We start from the raw sequence: 17,114 nt of genomic DNA, 5'->3' as shown, positions 1-17,114 counted from the left end.
TCAGCACCCCCTTCCGCGCAGGCCGCCGTAGCTGGGGCAGTCGCCGGGCCCGTAGTTGCGCTCGTCGCTCAACCGGATGTCGGCATCGATGCGCATGTAGGGACCGAACTGCAGCGCAGGAAGGGCACCCGAGGCCAGGGCGGTGACCGCGGCGAACGTGCGGGGTACGTCGCCCCTCGCCACGTACATCGCGCTCACGACCCGGCGGATGTAGGGGATGCCCTCGCGCAGTGCCCTGTCGTTCCTGCTCACGACCTCCTCCACACCGCTGCCGGCCTTGTCGAAGCGGGCCAACACCTTCTGGAAGGCGTCCTCCCGGTCGATCAGGGTCTGGCTGACGGCCACCAGGCCGCGCAGGGCGGTGAACATGTTGGGGGTCATCTCGCTGATCGTGACGGCCGTGACCGTGGCAAGCCTCAGGTCCTGCCTGATGAGGGGCATCAGGGGATCCAGCCGCGCGACCGCACGCTCGGCCGTCTCGACCATCTCGCCGATCTCCTCGCCGCGTCCGTCGAGGGTGGCGGCGAAGGTCTCGAGCGCCGTGGCGAGCTCGGCCGGGCCGAGGGCGTCGACGAGTGCCTGGGTCTCCTCGAGCAGGTCGCCCAGCTCGATCGTCGTCGCCGAGGTGTCCTGGTGGAGGACCGTCCGGGCCTTCACATGACCCTCGGCCCTGTCGGGACGCAGCAGTTCGACGTAGGCCGCGCCGAAGATGCTGATCGGCAGCACCCGGACCGTGGCATTGGCCGGCACCCGCTCGGCGACCTCGGGATCGATGTCGAGCTTGAGCTCGATGCCCTTGCTGGCGGGGTCGATCGAACGGACCGTGCCGACGACCACGCCGTCCAGCTTCACCTCGGCGCCCTTCTCGAGGGCGCCGCCTGCGGTGTCGAGCTTCGCCGTGACCTCGACGTTGTCGTCGAACCTGCCGAACGAGTAGGCGAGCAACAACGCGAGGAGGGCCAGGAGCACGACGACGATGACGCCGGCCCGCAGCGTCTGGACCTGCTTGGAGGCGCTCATCAGCCGGCCACCCTGAAGCCCGGATCGGATCCCCAGAAGACCAGGGTGAGGATCATGTCGCAGACCACCACCGCGACGATGCTGGCGCGGATCGCCCTGCCGGTCGCCTCTCCCACTCCCTGGGGACCGCTCCCGGCGCGGTATCCGTACCAGCAGTGGATGAGGGCCACCAGGATCGCGAAGATGAAGATCTTGACGCACGAGTAGAAGATGTCCCGGGCGTCGATGAACGAATAGAAGTAGTGCTCGTAGGTGCCACGTGACTGGTCGAAGAGCACCACGACGGCAAACTCCGACGCTGCGTAGGCACCGAGCAGGCCGATCAGGTAGAGCGGCATGATCGCCATCAGCGCTGCCAGCACCCGGGTGGTCACGAGGTAGCGCATCGGCTCGACCGCCATCACCTCGAGCGCATCGATCTCCTCGGAGATCCGCATCGACCCGATCTGGGCGGTGAACCTGCACCCGACCTGACCGCCGAGGGCCAGCGCCGCCACGAGTGGTGCCAGCTCCCGGGTGTTGACGCCGGCCGAGACGAAGCCAGTGAGTGGAGCGAGTCCGAGCAACTCCAGGCCGTTGAATCCTTCGATGCCCAGCGACGTGCCGGCGGAGAGTGAGAGCAGCACCATCACGCCGACCGTGCCACCGCCGACCAGGAGCGCGCCGGTGCCCCAGGAGATGTCAGCCAGTTGTCGCAGGACCTCCTTGTAGTAGCGCCGCAAGGTGAACTGGGCACCCGCGAACGCGGTCCAGGAGAACCAGGCGAAGTCGCCGAACCTGATCAGGTTGTTCTGCAGTCCGCTGGTGACCTTGGCCATCGTCGCCCCTCACGCAATCCTGGCTGGGGCCAACATGACGTAGGCCTGGGTCAGCGCGACGTTGACGACGGCCAGCGAGATGATGCTGATGACGACGGCCTCGTTGACCGCGTCGGCCACCCCTTCGGGCCGCCGTTGGCGGTCAGCCCCTTGTGGCAGGCCACGATGGTGGCGATGAAGCCGAAGATCACCGCCTTGAAGCTGGCCAGGAAGAGGTCCGTCGGCTGCGCGAAGGACACGAATGCGGAGATGTAGGTGCCGGAGCTGACCGCGCCTCCGCCCACGTTGAGGGTGTATCCGGTGATGATCGAGGTCACCGCGACGACCACGTTGAGGAAGAAGGCGACGACCAGCGCAGCGACCACACGCGGCGCGACCAGGCGCTGCACGGGATTGATGCCCATCACCTTGAGCGCGTCGACCTCTTCGCGGATGGTGCGGGCGCCGAGGTCCGAGGTGATGGCGGCGCCGACGGCACCGGCGATCATGATCGACGTGACGAGTGGCGCGCCCTGGCGCAGCACGCCGATGCCGTTGACTGCCCCGGAGAAGCTCTGCGCACCGATCTGGCCGGCGACGCCACCGATCTGGATCGAGACGATGATCCCGAACGGGATCGCCACGAGGATGGTCGGCAGCACCGAGACCCGGCTCATGAACCAGGCCTGCAGCAAGAACTCCGACCAGGAGAACTTGCGCGTGGCGATGTCGCGGACCGCGACGACCAACGCTTCGATGCCCAGGACGATCATCGCCCCGGCGGTCTCCAAGCCGCTGCGGCCACGGCCGACGAGGTCGGTGGTGACCCGGCCAGCAAGGCTGTTCGACACGCCGCCTCCCGCCTGTGCTGCCATGGCTATCGCTTCTCCTCGCGGTCGTCGACCAAAGGTGCAACGCATGTAGTAAACGTTAGTTACGTCACATCCGCAACGGCACTCTGCCACAGATCGAGGTGCAGACCTGTCATCTCGATGAACGAACCTCAGCGCGGGAGGTGATGCCTCGGCGCCATCCGTGGCCCGCGCCGGGGACGCCTTCCGCCGGCGAGGGCCAGCAGGACCGTGACCCGGCGCCGATGACCCCGCCACGGCTCCAGGAGCTCCTCCATCGCGGCATCGTCGACGGGGCGGCCGGTCAATGCCCAACCGACGTCCTTGGCAACGTGGAAGTCGCCGAAGCTCACGGCATCGGGGTCCCCCAACGCCCGCGCCCGCGTCTCCGCGCTCGTCCAGACGCCGACGCCCGGCAGTGAACGCAGTCGCCTGTCGAGCACCTCGCTCCCCGACGACAGGCCCCGCTGCAGGGCAGCGGCCGAACGCGCGGCAGTGACCGCCGCGCGCGAGCGGGCCGGATCCACCGGGAGCCGCAACCATTCCCAGCTCGGGATCGTCGCCACGGCCTCGGGCGTGGGCGGGCACCACAACGGCGGACCGTCGTCCGGGCCCGGGGCGCGGCAGCCGAATCCTCGGACGAGGCGGCGGTAGCCGGTGAAGGCCTCCTGTCCCGTCACCTTCTGCTCGAGGATCGCAGGCAGGAGCGCATCGTGGAGGAGCCCGGTCCTGCCCATCCGCCAATGGGGATGGGCGCGCCGCGCCTGTGAGACGAGTGGATGCAACTCCCGGAAGTCGCTCCAGTCATCGGCCGCCCCCAGCAGGTCGGGCAGACCGTCGAGCAACCACGCCGCGCCCGCGCCCCACCCGCATCCACGCACCGTGCCGGCGGCGGCATCGACGTCGATGCGGAGCGTCCCCGGTCCCGCCGGGGTGAGTGCGGCACGCCAGTGCGCACCGTCGGGGTCACTGCGTACGTCGGGTCGCCGGCTCCGCGACGAAGCGGTGCGAGCACCTGGCCCACCGGCACGGGCCAGTCGGGCACCCAGGTGCGTTCGAGCGGTCGGCCGGCCATGGGGACCACCCTAGGAGGTGCTCCCGACAGCTCAGCGCCTCCCGCCAGCGCTGCGGTCCGTCGGCGAACACGTGTCCACATGACGTGCGACAGTGAGTTGCACATCGCGTAGCATGCCGTCATGACTGAGGCCCCCGTGGACGGACGCCGTTCCGCCGCTGCGACCCGCCGCCGCAAGCGCGAGAAGGAGATCCTCCTCGCCACCCGCACCCTCTTCGACGAGCGCGGCGTGCGCGACGTACACATCGACGACATCGCGAAGTTGGTCGGCACCAATCGCGCGATCATCTATCGACACTTCTCCGGCAAGGAGGAACTCTTCGCATTGACGCTGGTCGGCTATCTCGACGAGCTGATGGCGCGCATGTCGGCCATCAGCGACGGCGACCCCGAGGAGCGTCTGATCAGCACCGTCGGCACGTTCGTCGACTACGGCGTCGCACACCCGGCGTTCGTGGAGTGCGCCCAGATGCTGATGCGACGACCGGGCCCAGAGCTCTTCGACGAGATCTCCGAGGCAGCCCTCTTCCGGCTGGGGCGGTCGATCGCGGGTTGTCTCGCGATCTTGAAGGCGACGCTCGAGGCGGGGGTGGCGGCCGGCAAGTTCACCATCGCCGACACCGACGTACTCGCGAACTACATGTATGCCTCCGGGCTCGGGGCCCTGCAACTGGCCCGGGTGGGGCTGTTCATCAGCGAGGCAGCGCCGGGCATCCCCACCACCAAGTCGCTCTCGACGGACCGGGTCCGCGAGTACCTCGTGCTCAGCAGCCTGACGCTCGCCCGCGGCTGAGGCTGCGGAGCCGACAATGCAACAGCCGGTCGGACCCGACGGGTCCGACCGGCTGGTTCAGCATCGATCAGGGACGCTCGAGGATCGCCACGACCCCTTGACCGCCGGCAGCGCAGATGGAGATCAGGCCACGGCCGGATCCCTTCTCGGCCAGGAGCTTGGCCAGCACCGGGACGATGCGACCACCGGTGGCGGCGAACGGGTGCGCGGCCGCCAGCGAGGAGCCGTTGACGTTGAGCTTGTCGCGGTCGACCTCACCGAGCGGGGCGTCGAGCCCCAGGCGCTCCTTGCAGAAGACCGGGGACTCCCAAGCCTTGAGCGTGGAGAGCACCTGCGAGGCGAAGGCCTCGTGGATCTCGTAGAAGTCGAAGTCCTGCAGGCTCAGGCCCTCGCGGGTCAGCATCTGCGCCACGGCGTAGGCCGGCGCCATGAGCAGGCCCTCGTCGCCACCGACGTAGTCGACGGCAGCGGTCTCGTAGGCCGTGAGGTAGGCCAGCACCGGCAGGTCGTGCTCCTTCGCCCATTCCTCGGAGGCGAGCAACACCACGGACGCACCGTCACTGAGCGGAGTGGAGTTGCCCGCGGTCATCGTGGCCGCCTCGCCCTTGCCGAACACCGGCTTGAGCTTGGCGAGCTTCTCCACCGTCGAGTCCGGACGCAGGTTGTTGTCCCGCTCGACACCGCGGAACGGCGTGATGAGGTCGTCCTGGAACCCGGCCTCGTACGACGCCGCGAGCTTCTGGTGCGACGCGGCGGCCAACTCGTCCTGGGCCTCACGGGTGATACCCCACTCAAGGGCCGTCAGCGCCTGGTGGTCGCCCATGGAGAGACCGGTGCGAGGCTCGGAGTTCTGCGGGATCGCCAGCGAGACGTCACCGGGACGGATCTTGGCGAGCGCCGCGAGGCGACTCTTGGTGTCACGCGCCTGGTTGACCTTGATCAGCTTCTTGCGCAGCTTCTCGCCAACGGCGAGCGGAGCGTCGGAGGTGGTGTCGGAGCCGCCGGCGACGCCGACCTCGATCTGGCCGAGGGCAATCTTGTTGGCGACCTGGATGACCGCCTGGAGACCCGTGCCGCACGCCTGCTGGAGATCGTAGGCGGGCGTCCGGGCAGAGAGCTTGGAGCCCAGCACGACCTCGCGCGCGAGGTTGAAGTCACGGCTGTGCTTGAGCACGGCGCCCGCGGCGAACTCTCCGAGCTGTTCGCCTTCGAGACCGAATCGCTCGACGAGGCCGTCGAGGGCGGCCGTGAGCATCTCCTGGTTGGATGCGTCGGCATAGACGCTGTTGGACCGGGCGAACGGGATGCGGTTGCCGCCGATGATGGCGACCCTGCGGGTGCTTGCCTGCATGGTGATGTCACTCCTGGATCTGGATGGGGCTCGCGCGTGAGGCGTTGTCGACTATCCTTCCCCGTTGTTACTCATGAGTAAAGGAATGAGTCGGAGATCACGAAACCTTAACTCCGAGTTACACAACGTGTTGCATACGATCGACACAGGCACCCTCCGGGACGGCCCCGGAACCGCGACATCAGATGAGGACATGCAGATGAGCGACCGCTACCAGGCCTTCACGAAGAACCCGATCGGCAAGATGCTGGTCAAGAACCTCGGACTGCCCAACCCGACCCCGCTCGAGCGCTGGCAGGACGGGGCTCCCTCGTCTCCGGCACCGTCGTGCTCGGCGGCCACGGCCGCCTCCGTGACCTGCTTCCCGGACAGCTCGAGGGCCTCGGCGTCACGTATGCCGATGCACTCAACGAGGGCGAGCGCGCCAAGGGGCTCGTCTTCGACGCCACCGGACTCACCAGCAGTGCCGACCTCGTGGCGCTGCAACAGTTCTTCACGCCGTTGATGCGGCAGCTCGAGACGTGCGCGCGAGTCGTCGTGCTCGGGACCCCGCCCGAGCAGCTCGAGGGGGCGAGCGCGTGGCCCAACGTGCCCTCGAAGGCTTCACCCGTTCGCTGGGCAAGGAGATCGGCAAGGGCTCCACCGTCCAGCTGGTCTACGTGAGCGAGGGTGCAGAGGCCGCTGTCGACTCGACCCTGGCCTTCCTGCTCTCGCCCAAGTCGGCCTACGTCTCCGGCCAGGTCGTCCGTATCGGCGCCCAGGGAAGCAAGAGCGCTCCGACCGTGGACTGGGCGCGCCCGCTGGCCGGCAAGATCGCGATCGTCACCGGCGCCAGCCGCGGCATCGGCGAGCAGATCGCGCGGGTGCTGCACCGCGACGGCGCGACCATCCTGGGCATCGACGTGCCGCAGGCCGCGAGCGAGCTGGCGTCGGTCATGAAGGAGCTGAACGGCGAGAGCCTGACCCTCGACATCACCCACGCCGACGCGCCGCAGCGCATCGCTCACCATGTCACGGAGAAGCATGGCGCAGTCGACATCGTCGTCCACAACGCCGGCATCACCCGCGACAAGAAGCTCGCCAACATGGCCGAGGACCGCTGGTCGTCAGTGATTGCGGTCAACCTCACCGCTCCGGAACTCATCACCCGCGCTCTTCTGGAGGCGGGAGCCATCAACGACAACGGGCGCATCATCGGTGTCGCCTCCATCGCCGGTATCGCAGGCAACGTCGGGCAGACCAACTACGCAGCTTCCAAGGCCGGCGTGATCGGCTTCGTCGACTCGCTCGCGAGCGAGCTCGCCAACGGCATCACCATCAACGCCGTCGCCCCTGGTTTCATCATCACGCAGATGACGGCAGCGGTGCCGTTCGCCACTCGCGAGGTCGGCCAGCGGCTCAACGCCATGAGCCAGGGCGGACTTCCCGTCGACGTCGCCGAGACCATCTCCTGGTACGCCAGCCCGGCCTCCACCGCCGTCAACGGCAACGTGGTGCGGGTCTGTGGCCAGATGATGCTGGGTGCCTGACATGACCGAGACCCGCATCATCTCGGGCGAGGGCGGTGGACTGTCCGGCATGCTCCGGGCCGCCCTGCCCACCGTGCCCGGTGTCAACCAGCTGCCCGGCGTACGCAAGACCGGCCGCGAGCTCCCCGACCTGGTGCTGCGTCGCGAAGGCGTGCGGATCGACGCCGCACACGTCCGCTCCTATGCCGACGTGTGCGGCTTCGCACACCGTGACGAGGTGCCGTTGACCTATCTGCACATGGTGGCCTTCCCGTTGCACATGGCCCTGATGAGCGACACCGCCTTCCCGTTCCCCGCCATCGGCACCGTGCACCTGGAGAACCGGATCAGCCGCTACGCCCACGTCGGCGCAGGTGACGTGGTCGACGTCGAGCTGCGTGCGGAGAACCTGCGCCAGCACACCAAGGGGACCGCCTTCGACATGTCGGTGGCCGTCACCACCGGTGAGGAGACGCTCTGGACCAGCACGTCGACGTACCTGCGGGTCGGTCGAGGTGACAAGGAGAACGGTGACCGCGGCACCGAGTTCGGTGAGCAGGTCGAAGGCGCAGCCACATGGCGACTGCCCGGCAACCTGGGTCGCCAGTACGCCGCCGTCTCCGGTGACAGCAACCCGATCCACCTCTACCCGCTCACCGCCAAGGCGTTCGGATTCCCGCGGCAGATCGCGCACGGCATGTGGACCAAGGCGCGGGCCGTCGCCGGCTTCGAGAACCGTCTGCCCGAGCAGGTCGAGGTGACGGCTGGCTTCAAGAAGCCGATCCTGCTCCCCGGCACCGTCCGCTTCGGCTTCCGGCAGCGCGGGGACGAGGTTCGCTTCGCCGTCGCCAACCCCCGCACCGGCGCGCCCCACGTCGTCGGGTTCACCCGCTCGTTCTGAACCAATCCAGACGCGGCAATTCCCCGCCCGGGCGGGGAATTGCCTTCTTGGTGTGCGTAGCCACGCACACCAAGAAGGCAATTTGCGGGTCAAGTCGCCACGAGTCCTACTACTTCGCCTATCGGGTCGGCGAGGACGCCCCGGCCAACTGGCGATCCCCCGCACACCGGACCAACGCGCGGCGGGAAATTGCTCACCCAGAAGAGCGCTGGCGGATGAGGCCCTCCTGGGCGACGGTGGCGACGAGGTCGCCGGACTGGGTGAAGACGCGGGCGAGGACGAGTCCCCGTCCGCCGGTGGCGGCGGGCGACTGCTGGTCGTAGAGCCACCACTCGTCGGCGCGGAAGGGCTTGTGGAACCAGATGCTGTGGTCCAACGATGCGACCTGCATGCCGGGCGATCCGACACGCAGCCCGTAGGGCACGAGCGCGGCACTGATGAGGGTCATGTCGCTGGCATAGGTGAAGGCCGCCAAATGCTCCAACGGATCGTCCGACAGCCTGCCGTCGGCCCGCAACCACACCTGGGCGCGGGCCGGACGCTCGCCGTCGGCGCTGACGCCGCCCACCTTCGAGTTGCCCAGGTAGCGCACGTCGAGGGCTGCCCACTCCGCCTCCCACTGCGCCATTGCCCTGGCCTCGTCGGCACCGCCGCGGTGGTTGATCTGGGCCAGGGTGAGGCCCTCCTCGGGTGGCCGTACGTCGGGCATCACGTCCTGGTGCTCAAGCCCCTCCTCCGCCACCTGGAAGTTGGCGGTCATCACGTAGATGGGCCGTCCGTGCTGTCGCGCCAGCACCCGCCGGGTGGCGAAGGAACGGCCATCACGAAGGTTCTCGACGTCATACACGATCGGGACCGCCGTGTCACCGGGGTGCAGGAAGTAGGAGTGCAACGAGTGCACCGTCTTGCCGTCCGTGGTGCGCGCGGCAGCGATCAGTGCCTGCGCGGCCACCTGACCACCGAAGACTCGCTGCAGCGTGGTGTCGGGCTGACGTCCCCGGAAGAGGTTGTCGTCGATGTTCTCGATGTCGAAGAGCTCGACCAGCTCCGCAGTGGATCTGGGCACGTCAGTTGCCCTCCTTGGGCTGATCGGGGCCGTCGAGGTCGGCCAGGAACCGTTCGAACTCAGCGCCCAACTCGTCGCCGGTCGGAAGTGCTGCACCCTCGGCCAGCAGGCTCTTGCCCGACTGCTCGGCGGCGCGGAACGTGTCGTACTGCTGCTCCAGCCCGGCAACCAGGGTCGCGACCTCGGGGTTCTCCTCGAGGTGCTCGGCAACCCGGCTCTCGTGCTTCCTGGCAGCCTCGTCGAGCTCCGCCACGTCGAAGACGAGGTCGGTGGAGGCCTGGACACCCTTCACCAGGCTGCGTGCCGCGGCCGGGTTGTCGAACTCCGAGAGGTAGTGCGGCACGTGCACGACATAGCCGGCAACGTCGTGGCCCCACTCCCCCAACCTCACTGACAGCATCGCGTGAGCGGAGGCGGGTACCCGCAGGTCGGAGTCCCACAGGTTGCCTTGCTCGAGTCGCTCGGGGTTGTTGGCGTAGTGGGTGACCGGAAGCGCCCGCGTGTGGGGGTCGTCATCGGCACCGAGTCGAGGGTGAGCACCAAGCCGACCTCGAACCGCTCCACCACCTCCTTCACGGCCCGCGCGAAGGCCTCCCAACGAGCGTCGGGCTCGGGACCGGTCAGCAGGAGGTACGGCGTGTCGACCTCGTCGCGCGCCAACCGCACGACCAGGCGCGGCGCAGCGTAGTCGGTGTAGTGGTCGCGGCTGAAGGTCACTGCCGGGCGGCGGGCCCGGTAGTCGTGGAACTCATCGGCGTCGAAGGTCGCGACGACCGGCGCGGACGCTGCCCGGTTGATGTGCTTGGCCGCCAACGTGGCCGCGTTTCCGGCGTCGAGGAATCCGTCCAGTGCCACCACCAGGGGGAGATCAGGGCGGTGCTCCAGCTCCGGGACCTCATCGACGATGTGCACGAGATTCAAGGACGCTCACCTTTCCTGTTGGCCGCACGGCGGACCGAAGACATTCAGACGACGGGACAACACCGCACCCGCCCCGGCTGTTCCCGATGCCGCCGCGATGACGCTGAGGCCAACCTCGCCCACGACGTGGTCCGGAGCAGCGCATACGCATGTGCAGCATCGTAGTGGTTCACGGAGTTGCTCCCACGCCACCGATCGTGGCGTGGAACCCGGGCCGACCTCAGCCGAAGACCGAGACGATCCGCGAGCCCGCGGCCTTCGCCAGCGTGTCGCCGTCGATGCCCAACTCATCGAGCAGGACCCGGTCCTGATCGGTGTCGGCCACTCCACCATCGGCTCTCATCTCGTCGAAGAGCCGCCACAGCACCTGCTCGCCGTAGACGGCTGCCACGTGTTCACAGGCAAACCACGCGACTCCGTAGTTGGCCGACGAGTCACTGCCGTTGAAGGCGGCGTCCGAGGGCAGTGCACTGATGCCGCTGCGTGCCGCCGCGACGGCGTCCTGGGCAATCATCCGGTCCTGCGGCGCCAACGCCCGCACCGAGACGTACTCGGCGAGCCCCTCCGAGAGCCAGACCGGCACCCGGTCGTCCATCTGGCCCAGCGCCACGTGCACCAGCTCGTGACGAATGAGTCGCGCACGCATAGTCGGGGTGCGTTCGAGGATCCGCGGGTGCAGCAGGAAGCGAGTGCCGGCGTACTCGGCTGCGCCGGGACGCAGCGGCACCGGGAAGGCAACCCCGTCAAGACGTTCGGGGTCGTCGCCCGGCAGATCGGGGAGACGGGCGAGGAAGGAGGTGTCGGAGAGTGCGTAGACGACCACCCGTTCGGGCCAGGCGTAGGGAACCCGGCCCGACACCTCGGTGATCGCCTGCTCGACCTCCGCGATGATCGCCCCCGCCCGGCGCCAACTGTCTCGGTCGAAGATACCGAGCACGCCGTTTCCGCTCAGCACCTCGATGGGCACGGTGTCCCACGGTTGTGGCACCGCGTTGCGCTCGACCTCGTACTCCTCGTCGCGGGCCGCGACGATGCGAAGGACCCCGTCCTGCTCGCGCTCCAGCGTCATCCGGGTGGGAGTGCGCACCGGCCCGGAGTCGAAACCGTCCAGTTCCAGCACCACCGACAAGGTCGCGATCACCCGGCCGGTGCTGCTGCTGGCGGTCACGCCGTCGTCGGGCAGTGCGTAGCCGAAGTTGGCGAGCGGCAGCTGCCGAAGATTCTCGAAGTAGGCGCGCTGATCACGCCGGAGCACCGGGTCGTCGACGAGGCCGTCGAGGAACAGGTCGACCTTGCCCTTGCGAACCGCGCGGACCCGCTGCTTCAGCAGCATCTTGACCTCGCGGTGCAGATCGCTCTGGACAGCCCTGCCGCCCTCCGCCGGAGCATCTTCGCCCAGCCCGCAACCGCTGACCAGTCCCAGGATCAGGACCAGCGTCAGCGCGACTCCCTCCCAGCCGCGCCTAGTGGCCCCGGTCCGCATCGGCCAGGATCCGTTCCTGCTCGATCGCGGCAAGCTCGCCGGTGATCTGTCGCGCCAGCGCTGGCCCGGTGAGACCGATCCGCTCGAGGATCGCCCCCTCTTGGCATGGTCGAAGAACTCCTGCGGTATCCCCCGGATCCGCAGCGGGGTGTGCACTCCAGCCTCGTTGAGGGTCTGCAGCAGGACGGAACCGACGCCTCCCACGACGCCGTTGTCCTCGATGCTGACCACGAGCTTGTGCTGGCGAGCCAGCTGCACGAGCGCCGGATCGATGGGCTTCACCCAGCGCGGATCGACGACCGTCACCCCCATGCCCTGTGCCTCGAGTCGGACTGCTGCGTCGAGCGCGGTCGGGGCCATCGATCCCACGGCCACCAGCAGCACGTCCGGCGCTCCGCGCCGCAGCAGTACGTCGGTCCATCCGACCCGCTCCAAGGCAGGGATCTCCTGGGGTGGCGGGCCCTTGGGGAAGCGGAGCACCGTGGGCGCATCGTCCACACGGACGGCCTCGTCGAGCAGCTCGACCAACCGTTCCGCGTCACGCGGCGCAGCGAGGCGCAGGCCGGGAACCACCTGCAGCACCGACATGTCCCACATGCCGTTGTGGCTGGCACCGTCGTCGCCGGTCACACCGGACCGGTCGAGCACGAAGGTCACGCCGCACCGGTGGAGGGCGACGTCCATCAGCACCTGGTCGAAGGCACGGTTGAGGAACGTGGCATAGACAGCGACCACCGGGTGCAGGCCGCCCATGGCGAGTCCCGCAGCGGAGGTGGCCGCGTGCTGCTCGGCGATGCCGACATCGAAGGTGCGTTCGGGGAATCGACGTTCGAAGGCGTCGAGACCGACGGGATGCATCATCGCCGCCGTCAGCGCCACGATGTCAGGGCGACGTTCGCCCAGGTCGACGATCGCCTCGGAGAAGACATCCGTCCAGACCCGGCCCTTGGGAGGTTCCTCGCCCGAGGCGATGTCGAACGGACCGAGCGCGTGGAACTGGTCGGCCTCGTGGTTCTCGGCCGCGTCGTAGCCGTGGCCCTTGCGGGTGAGGGCGTGCACGATCACCGGGCCGCCGAAGCCCTTGGCCTTGGTCAGCGCCTGCTCCATGGCTGCACGGTCGTGACCGTCGACGGGCCCGACGTACTTCAGGCCGAGGTCTTCGAAGAGGCCCTGCGGAGCGAGCGCGTCCTTCATGCCCTTCTTGATCGCGTGCAGCGCGTCGTAGGCGGCAGGACCGACACCAGGCACGGCGTTGAGGCGGCGCTTGACCTGGTCGAGAGCAGCCTCGTAGCGCGGGTTGGTGCGCAGCGTGGTGAGCGCAGTGGCCAGCCCGCCGATGGTCGGGGTGTAGGAGCGCTCGTTGTCGTTGACCACGATCACGAGGCGGCTGTCCTTGGCGATCGCGATGTTGTTGAGGGCCTCCCAGGCCATGCCACCGGTCAGCGCTCCGTCGCCGATGACGGCGACGACATGGCGCTCCTCACCCTTGATGCGATATGCCTTGGCAAGGCCGTCGGCGTAGGAGAGCGCCGTTGACGCATGGGAGTTCTCGACGATGTCATGCTCGGACTCCCGCTGGCTGGGGTAGCCGGAGAGGCCGTGCTCCTGCCGCAGCGTGTCGAAGCGGTCGGCCCGGCCGGTGAGCAGCTTGTGGACGTAGGTCTGGTGGCCGGTGTCGAAGACGATCCGGTCGCGCGGCGACTCGAAGACCCGGTGGATGGCCATGGTCAGTTCGACGACACCGAGATTGGGGCCGAGGTGACCGCCGGTGCGGGAGCAGACACCCACCAACCGCTCGCGGATCTCGACGGCGAGGGCAGTCAACTGCTCCTCGGACAGGTCCTGCAGGTCCCTGGGGGTCGTGATCGACGCCAGGTAACCCATGTGTGTCGTCCTCCGGTCCGGGGCCGTGGCCGCAGGAGCGCGACCACCGGACAACCCTACCCGACGGTTGGTTTCGGCTGGAGGTCGACGACGGCCAGCGCGCCCTCGTGAAGACTCCCCATCCAGACCCTGCCCCGGTGCTCTCGCACCCCGGTGACCATGTGGTAGCCGACGGCCTCCAGGTCGAGGTCGTGCACGAGCCGGCCGGAGTCGTCGTAGGCCTGCACCCGCACCGTCTGCTTCGGCGCCGGTTGGAGCCGCTCGGGGATCTTGGTGGCAAGGCGCCGGATCACCATCGGAGCCTTCTGCAGCCGCTCCACCATCGGGTCGGACGGCGAGGCGATGGTGACCCAGACCAGGCCGTCGCTGCCCCGGGAGATGTTGTCGGGATAGCCCGGCAGCCCTTCGACGAGGAACTCCCGGCGACCGGCGCGCGCCCCGGAGAGCCAGTGCCGCACCACGGTGCGGGCGCCTGTCTCGGCGACGGCGACCCAGCTCTCGTCGGCAGCCAGTGCGACCCCGTTGGCGAAGGCGAGCCCGTCGAGTACCACCTGCACCTCCCCGTCGGCGCTGCGATGGAGCAATCGCCCGGTGCGCGTGCCCTGGAGGAAGTCGTCCTTCCACCTCTCGATCGAGAACATGGTCGAGGAGTCGGAGAACCAGATACCGCCGTCGGCAGAGACCGCGGCGTTGTTGCAGAAGACCATCGCGCGGCCCTCCACGATCCGCAGCAGGTCGACCACCTCGCCCGTCGAGACATCCACGCGGAGCAACCCTCGATGGGCATCGCAGACCAGCATCGCGCCGTCGGGGAGCCACTCCAGGCCGAGTGGCCGGCCGCCGGTGCGAGCCACCCGGCGCACGCTGTCGTCCTCGGGGTCGACCCGCCAGATGCTGCCCTCCTCGGTGCCGGTCCACACAGCGCCGTCGTGGCCGACCAGCACGTCTTCGGCTCCCATGGCGGGGACCGGGATCACGGTTGGGCGCATGCATCCTCCTGCAGTCGTCGATGGAGCGGGGAACCGAGGAACGCCGGCAGGATCCTGCGGGCGGACTGGGTGAGCGGCAGCAGGAGCGCATCGTCAGGCGGCACGAAGATCATCTGTCGTCCCTCGCGGCAGTCGATGTCGGCGTCGCCCAGGGGCGTGCCCGCGGCAAAGGTGTGCACCACGTCGTCGGTGCCGTAGGCCTCGTGGAAGACCGACACGTCGGCCCAGTGCTGCAGTGGCCCGGCCAGCTCGACCCCGGTCTCCTCGGCCAGCTCGCGCCGCGCGGCGAACTCGGCGGTCTCCCCTGGCTCCATGTGCCCACCCGGCAGCCCCCAGCAGTCCGGGTCCAGGGCCGGGCGGGAGTCGCGTTCCTGCAGCAGTACGGCGCCACTCGGGTCGACGAGGAGCACGTTGGCGAAGTGGTGCGCGGGTCCGGGCGTCATCGGCCCACGAGACGTGCGTAGCGCTCTGAGCGGACGAAGTTCTCGAGGATCTCGGTCGCCGAGCCGGTCAGGTCGAGCGTCGCGAACCGCTCCGGGCCGACGAACACGATCTGCCGACCCTCATGACAGGTGATGTCGGCGTCGGTGAGCTCCACTGCCGCGGTGAAGAGGTGGTAGTCGACCAACCCGAGGCCCGGCACCTCACGCCGCTCGGCTCGCCAGGCCACGAGCTCACCGTCGGGCAGGACCACCTCGGTCTCCTCGGTCAGCTCTCGGTGGACCGCCTGCAACGGCGACTCCCCCGCTTCGATGCCGCCGCCCGGGACCGACCACTGGTCGGCGTAGCGCGGCGCCTCGGAGTCGCGCTCCTGCAACAGCACCCGGCCGTGCCGGTCGACGAGCAGATAGAGCGCGACAGCTCGCTGCACCTCCGTCATCGCCCTCACCCGGCCAGGAACGAGAACCGGACGTCCCGTTCGGTGTTGTCGAGGTTGAGATCCACGAGGCAGATGCTCTGCCACGTGCCAAGGGCCAAGGCGCCGGAGAGCACCGGCACGGTGGCGTACGGGGGCACCAGGGCCGGCATCACGTGCGATCGGCCGTGGCCGGGCGAGCCGTGTCGGTGCCGCCAGCGGTCATCCGCGGGAAGCAGGTCGGCGAGTGCTGCAAGGAGGTCGTCGTCGGAGCCCGCACCCGTCTCGAGGATTGCCAAGCCCGCGGTGGCATGAGGCACGAAGACGTGGAGGAGACCGTCGCCGAGCTCGCTGACGTAGTCCGAGGCATCAGCCGTGATGTCGAGGACCACGTCGCGTCCACCGGTCCGATAGTGCCGCAGCTCGCTCTCCATGGCCCCATGCTGGCACGAGATGAATGGTTCCGCGTGAGCCACGAGCCCGACACGTCCTGCCGGGCCAGCACCGCGGCGCGTTTCCCGTACTCCCGAGAACATCGGACATAAGGTGTCACAGACAGTTGCACCTGCTATCAGCTGCCGGCGAAGGCAGTTGCACCCGAGAGGAGTCGGTGTGGCCACACCGCAGGACCTCGCCAGGAGCGTCGGGCTGCCCGACGACGGGCTGGATGGACTCGCGGCGCTCCCGCAGGAGCGTCTCGACTCCTTGACTGCCTTGGTGCATGCCGCGGTCGACCGCGAGGACGCCCTCGTTGCGACCTCGTTGGAAGCCGCCCTCAATGCCCTGCCCCGGCCGCTGCGCGGCCGGGCTCGCGCCCTGCTCTTGGAGGAGTCGTGAGCATGTTGGCGTCCCGCCGCGAGGTGGCGCGACTGGCCACGGCGCTGCACGTCGAGGAGTCCGAGCTCTCCGACCTGCTCGACCAGTCCGCCGACGACCTGGCCGCCCTCCGGAGAGGGCTGAGCGAGCATCTCTTCGAGCGGCACCGCCGCACCTTCCGCCGGATCGGCAAGCTGGCAGGCGCCGTGCCCGCGGCACTCTCGAGCCGGATCGCCCAAGCCGCGCTGGGGCCAGCGGCCTCGGCCCGTACGGCGGCGACGATGGAGCCGCCGCTGGCGGTGAAGCTCGCCGAGTCGCTGCCCGCGACCTTCCTGGCCGAGCTCAGTGTGCAACTCGATCCCCAGCGAGCGAGGCCGATCATCGCCGGCCTGCCGGAGTCGCGCATCCTCGAGGTCTCGGCGGTCCTGCTCGAACGTCGGGAGCACCTGGCGATGAGTCGCTTCCTCCCCGTGGTCAGCCCTGACCTCGCCGTGCGCATCATCGAGTCGGCTGACCGCCGGGTGATCCTGGAGGTCGCGAACCTCGCCGAGGACGACGCCGCCGTCGAAGGGATCCTCGAACGCCTGCCCGAGGACGACGACGTCCGCCTGGCGGCCGCGGTCACCGACGAGGAGGTCGCCCTCGATGCGCTCTCCCTGGCTGCGCGGGTCTCCCCGCCAACGGCGCGCGGGTCCTGCGAGCGCTCCTCGTCCACCCCGCGGCCAGCAGCGTCGTCGCCACCACCATCAGGCGTCACGACATCTCCGGCGAGCTCGATGCCGCCCTTGCCGAGCTGACACCGG

At 68.9% G+C, this 17,114-nt stretch carries 17 protein-coding genes and 2 pseudogenes; 6 read left to right on the top strand and 13 right to left on the bottom strand.

The window, feature by feature from the left end; all coding sequences use genetic code 11:
* From L1066_RS09825 to L1066_RS09810, 4 genes are all read right to left on the bottom strand, one after another.
* Window positions 1-1,020: an MCE family protein gene (locus L1066_RS09825; protein WP_235736156.1), complete on the bottom strand. Its 1,020-nt coding sequence runs from the start codon at window positions 1,018-1,020 to the stop codon at window positions 1-3.
* Window positions 1,020-1,838, bottom strand: a complete 819-nt coding sequence (locus tag L1066_RS09820) for an MlaE family ABC transporter permease (RefSeq protein ID WP_235736155.1) — start codon at window positions 1,836-1,838, stop codon at window positions 1,020-1,022. Before L1066_RS09820 ends, L1066_RS09825 begins: the two co-directional genes overlap by 1 nt.
* A 50-nt stretch (window positions 1,839-1,888) precedes the next feature.
* Entirely contained in the window at window positions 1,889-2,692 is an 804-nt protein-coding gene (locus L1066_RS09815; protein WP_235736154.1) for an MlaE family ABC transporter permease, read from the bottom strand.
* Window positions 2,693-2,820: 128 nt separating this feature from the next.
* Window positions 2,821-3,513, bottom strand: a complete 693-nt coding sequence (locus tag L1066_RS09810; protein WP_235736153.1) for a DNA-3-methyladenine glycosylase family protein — start codon at window positions 3,511-3,513, stop codon at window positions 2,821-2,823.
* Between the two features lie 351 nt (window positions 3,514-3,864).
* Here L1066_RS09810 and L1066_RS09805 point away from each other — a divergent pair, with 351 nt between their 5' ends.
* Window positions 3,865-4,536, top strand: coding sequence for a TetR/AcrR family transcriptional regulator (locus L1066_RS09805; protein ID WP_235736152.1), 672 nt, complete (start codon window positions 3,865-3,867; stop codon window positions 4,534-4,536).
* A 67-nt stretch (window positions 4,537-4,603) separates the two neighbouring features.
* Here L1066_RS09805 and L1066_RS09800 read toward each other — a convergent pair whose 3' ends face one another.
* The gene (locus L1066_RS09800) at window positions 4,604-5,887 is read right to left on the bottom strand and encodes an acetyl-CoA C-acetyltransferase (protein ID WP_235736151.1); all 1,284 of its coding nucleotides are present in this window, start codon (window positions 5,885-5,887) and stop codon (window positions 4,604-4,606) included.
* 327 nt (window positions 5,888-6,214) lie between these two features.
* On the opposite strand from L1066_RS09800, the gene L1066_RS09795 reads away from it, so the two are divergent.
* Genes L1066_RS09795 through L1066_RS09785 form a run of 3 tightly spaced genes read left to right on the top strand, consistent with a single transcriptional unit; the run spans window position 6,215 to window position 8,296 of the window.
* The gene (locus tag L1066_RS09795) at window positions 6,215-6,550 is read left to right on the top strand and encodes a hypothetical protein (RefSeq protein ID WP_235736150.1); all 336 of its coding nucleotides are present in this window, start codon (window positions 6,215-6,217) and stop codon (window positions 6,548-6,550) included.
* The gene (locus L1066_RS09790; RefSeq protein ID WP_235736149.1) at window positions 6,466-7,416 is read left to right on the top strand and encodes a 3-oxoacyl-ACP reductase; all 951 of its coding nucleotides are present in this window, start codon (window positions 6,466-6,468) and stop codon (window positions 7,414-7,416) included. The genes L1066_RS09795 and L1066_RS09790 overlap by 85 nt, the downstream gene beginning before the upstream one ends.
* A 1-nt stretch (window position 7,417) precedes the next feature.
* Window positions 7,418-8,296, top strand: coding sequence for a MaoC family dehydratase (locus L1066_RS09785; protein ID WP_235736148.1), 879 nt, complete (start codon window positions 7,418-7,420; stop codon window positions 8,294-8,296).
* Window positions 8,297-8,489: 193 nt separating this feature from the next.
* On the opposite strand, the gene L1066_RS09780 is transcribed toward L1066_RS09785, so the two are convergent.
* The 8 genes and pseudogenes from L1066_RS09780 to L1066_RS09745 all read right to left on the bottom strand — a co-directional run bounded on the left by L1066_RS09780 (window position 8,490) and on the right by L1066_RS09745 (window position 15,929).
* Window positions 8,490-9,362 carry an acyl-CoA thioesterase gene (locus L1066_RS09780; protein ID WP_235736147.1) on the bottom strand — a complete coding sequence of 291 codons (873 nt, stop codon included), beginning with the start codon at window positions 9,360-9,362 and terminating at the stop codon, window positions 8,490-8,492.
* A 1-nt stretch (window position 9,363) separates the two neighbouring features.
* Window positions 9,364-10,217, bottom strand: a pseudogene (locus L1066_RS09775) (PAC2 family protein).
* A 286-nt stretch (window positions 10,218-10,503) separates the two neighbouring features.
* Entirely contained in the window at window positions 10,504-11,766 is a 1,263-nt protein-coding gene (locus L1066_RS09770; protein ID WP_235736146.1) for a gluzincin family metallopeptidase, read from the bottom strand.
* Window positions 11,747-13,650, bottom strand: a pseudogene (gene dxs / locus L1066_RS09765) (1-deoxy-D-xylulose-5-phosphate synthase). Before dxs ends, L1066_RS09770 begins: the two are co-directional and overlap by 20 nt.
* 56 nt (window positions 13,651-13,706) lie before the next feature.
* Entirely contained in the window at window positions 13,707-14,639 is a 933-nt protein-coding gene (locus L1066_RS09760; protein WP_235736145.1) for an SMP-30/gluconolactonase/LRE family protein, read from the bottom strand.
* Window positions 14,624-15,082, bottom strand: a complete 459-nt coding sequence (locus tag L1066_RS09755) for an NUDIX domain-containing protein (protein ID WP_235736144.1) — start codon at window positions 15,080-15,082, stop codon at window positions 14,624-14,626. Before L1066_RS09755 ends, L1066_RS09760 begins: the two co-directional genes overlap by 16 nt.
* Window positions 15,079-15,519: an NUDIX domain-containing protein gene (locus L1066_RS09750; protein WP_235736143.1), complete on the bottom strand. Its 441-nt coding sequence runs from the start codon at window positions 15,517-15,519 to the stop codon at window positions 15,079-15,081. Before L1066_RS09750 ends, L1066_RS09755 begins: the two co-directional genes overlap by 4 nt.
* A gap of 5 nt (window positions 15,520-15,524) precedes the next feature.
* Complete coding sequence (locus L1066_RS09745) at window positions 15,525-15,929, bottom strand: secondary thiamine-phosphate synthase enzyme YjbQ (RefSeq protein WP_235736142.1); 405 nt, start codon at window positions 15,927-15,929, stop codon at window positions 15,525-15,527.
* 178 nt (window positions 15,930-16,107) lie between these two features.
* Between L1066_RS09745 and L1066_RS09740 the strand changes: the two genes are divergently transcribed.
* Together L1066_RS09740 and L1066_RS09735 are read left to right on the top strand one after the other, a co-directional pair.
* Complete coding sequence (locus L1066_RS09740) at window positions 16,108-16,332, top strand: hypothetical protein (protein WP_235736141.1); 225 nt, start codon at window positions 16,108-16,110, stop codon at window positions 16,330-16,332.
* Window positions 16,329-17,108, top strand: coding sequence for a hypothetical protein (locus L1066_RS09735; protein ID WP_235736140.1), 780 nt, complete (start codon window positions 16,329-16,331; stop codon window positions 17,106-17,108). Before L1066_RS09740 ends, L1066_RS09735 begins: the two co-directional genes overlap by 4 nt.
* The last annotated feature ends 6 nt before the right edge of the window (window positions 17,109-17,114 follow it).

This window comes from Nocardioides alcanivorans (assembly GCF_021555175.1).
GTDB classification, from domain to species: domain Bacteria; phylum Actinomycetota; class Actinomycetes; order Propionibacteriales; family Nocardioidaceae; genus Nocardioides; species Nocardioides alcanivorans.
This window is presented reverse-complemented; position numbering and strand designations above follow the sequence as displayed.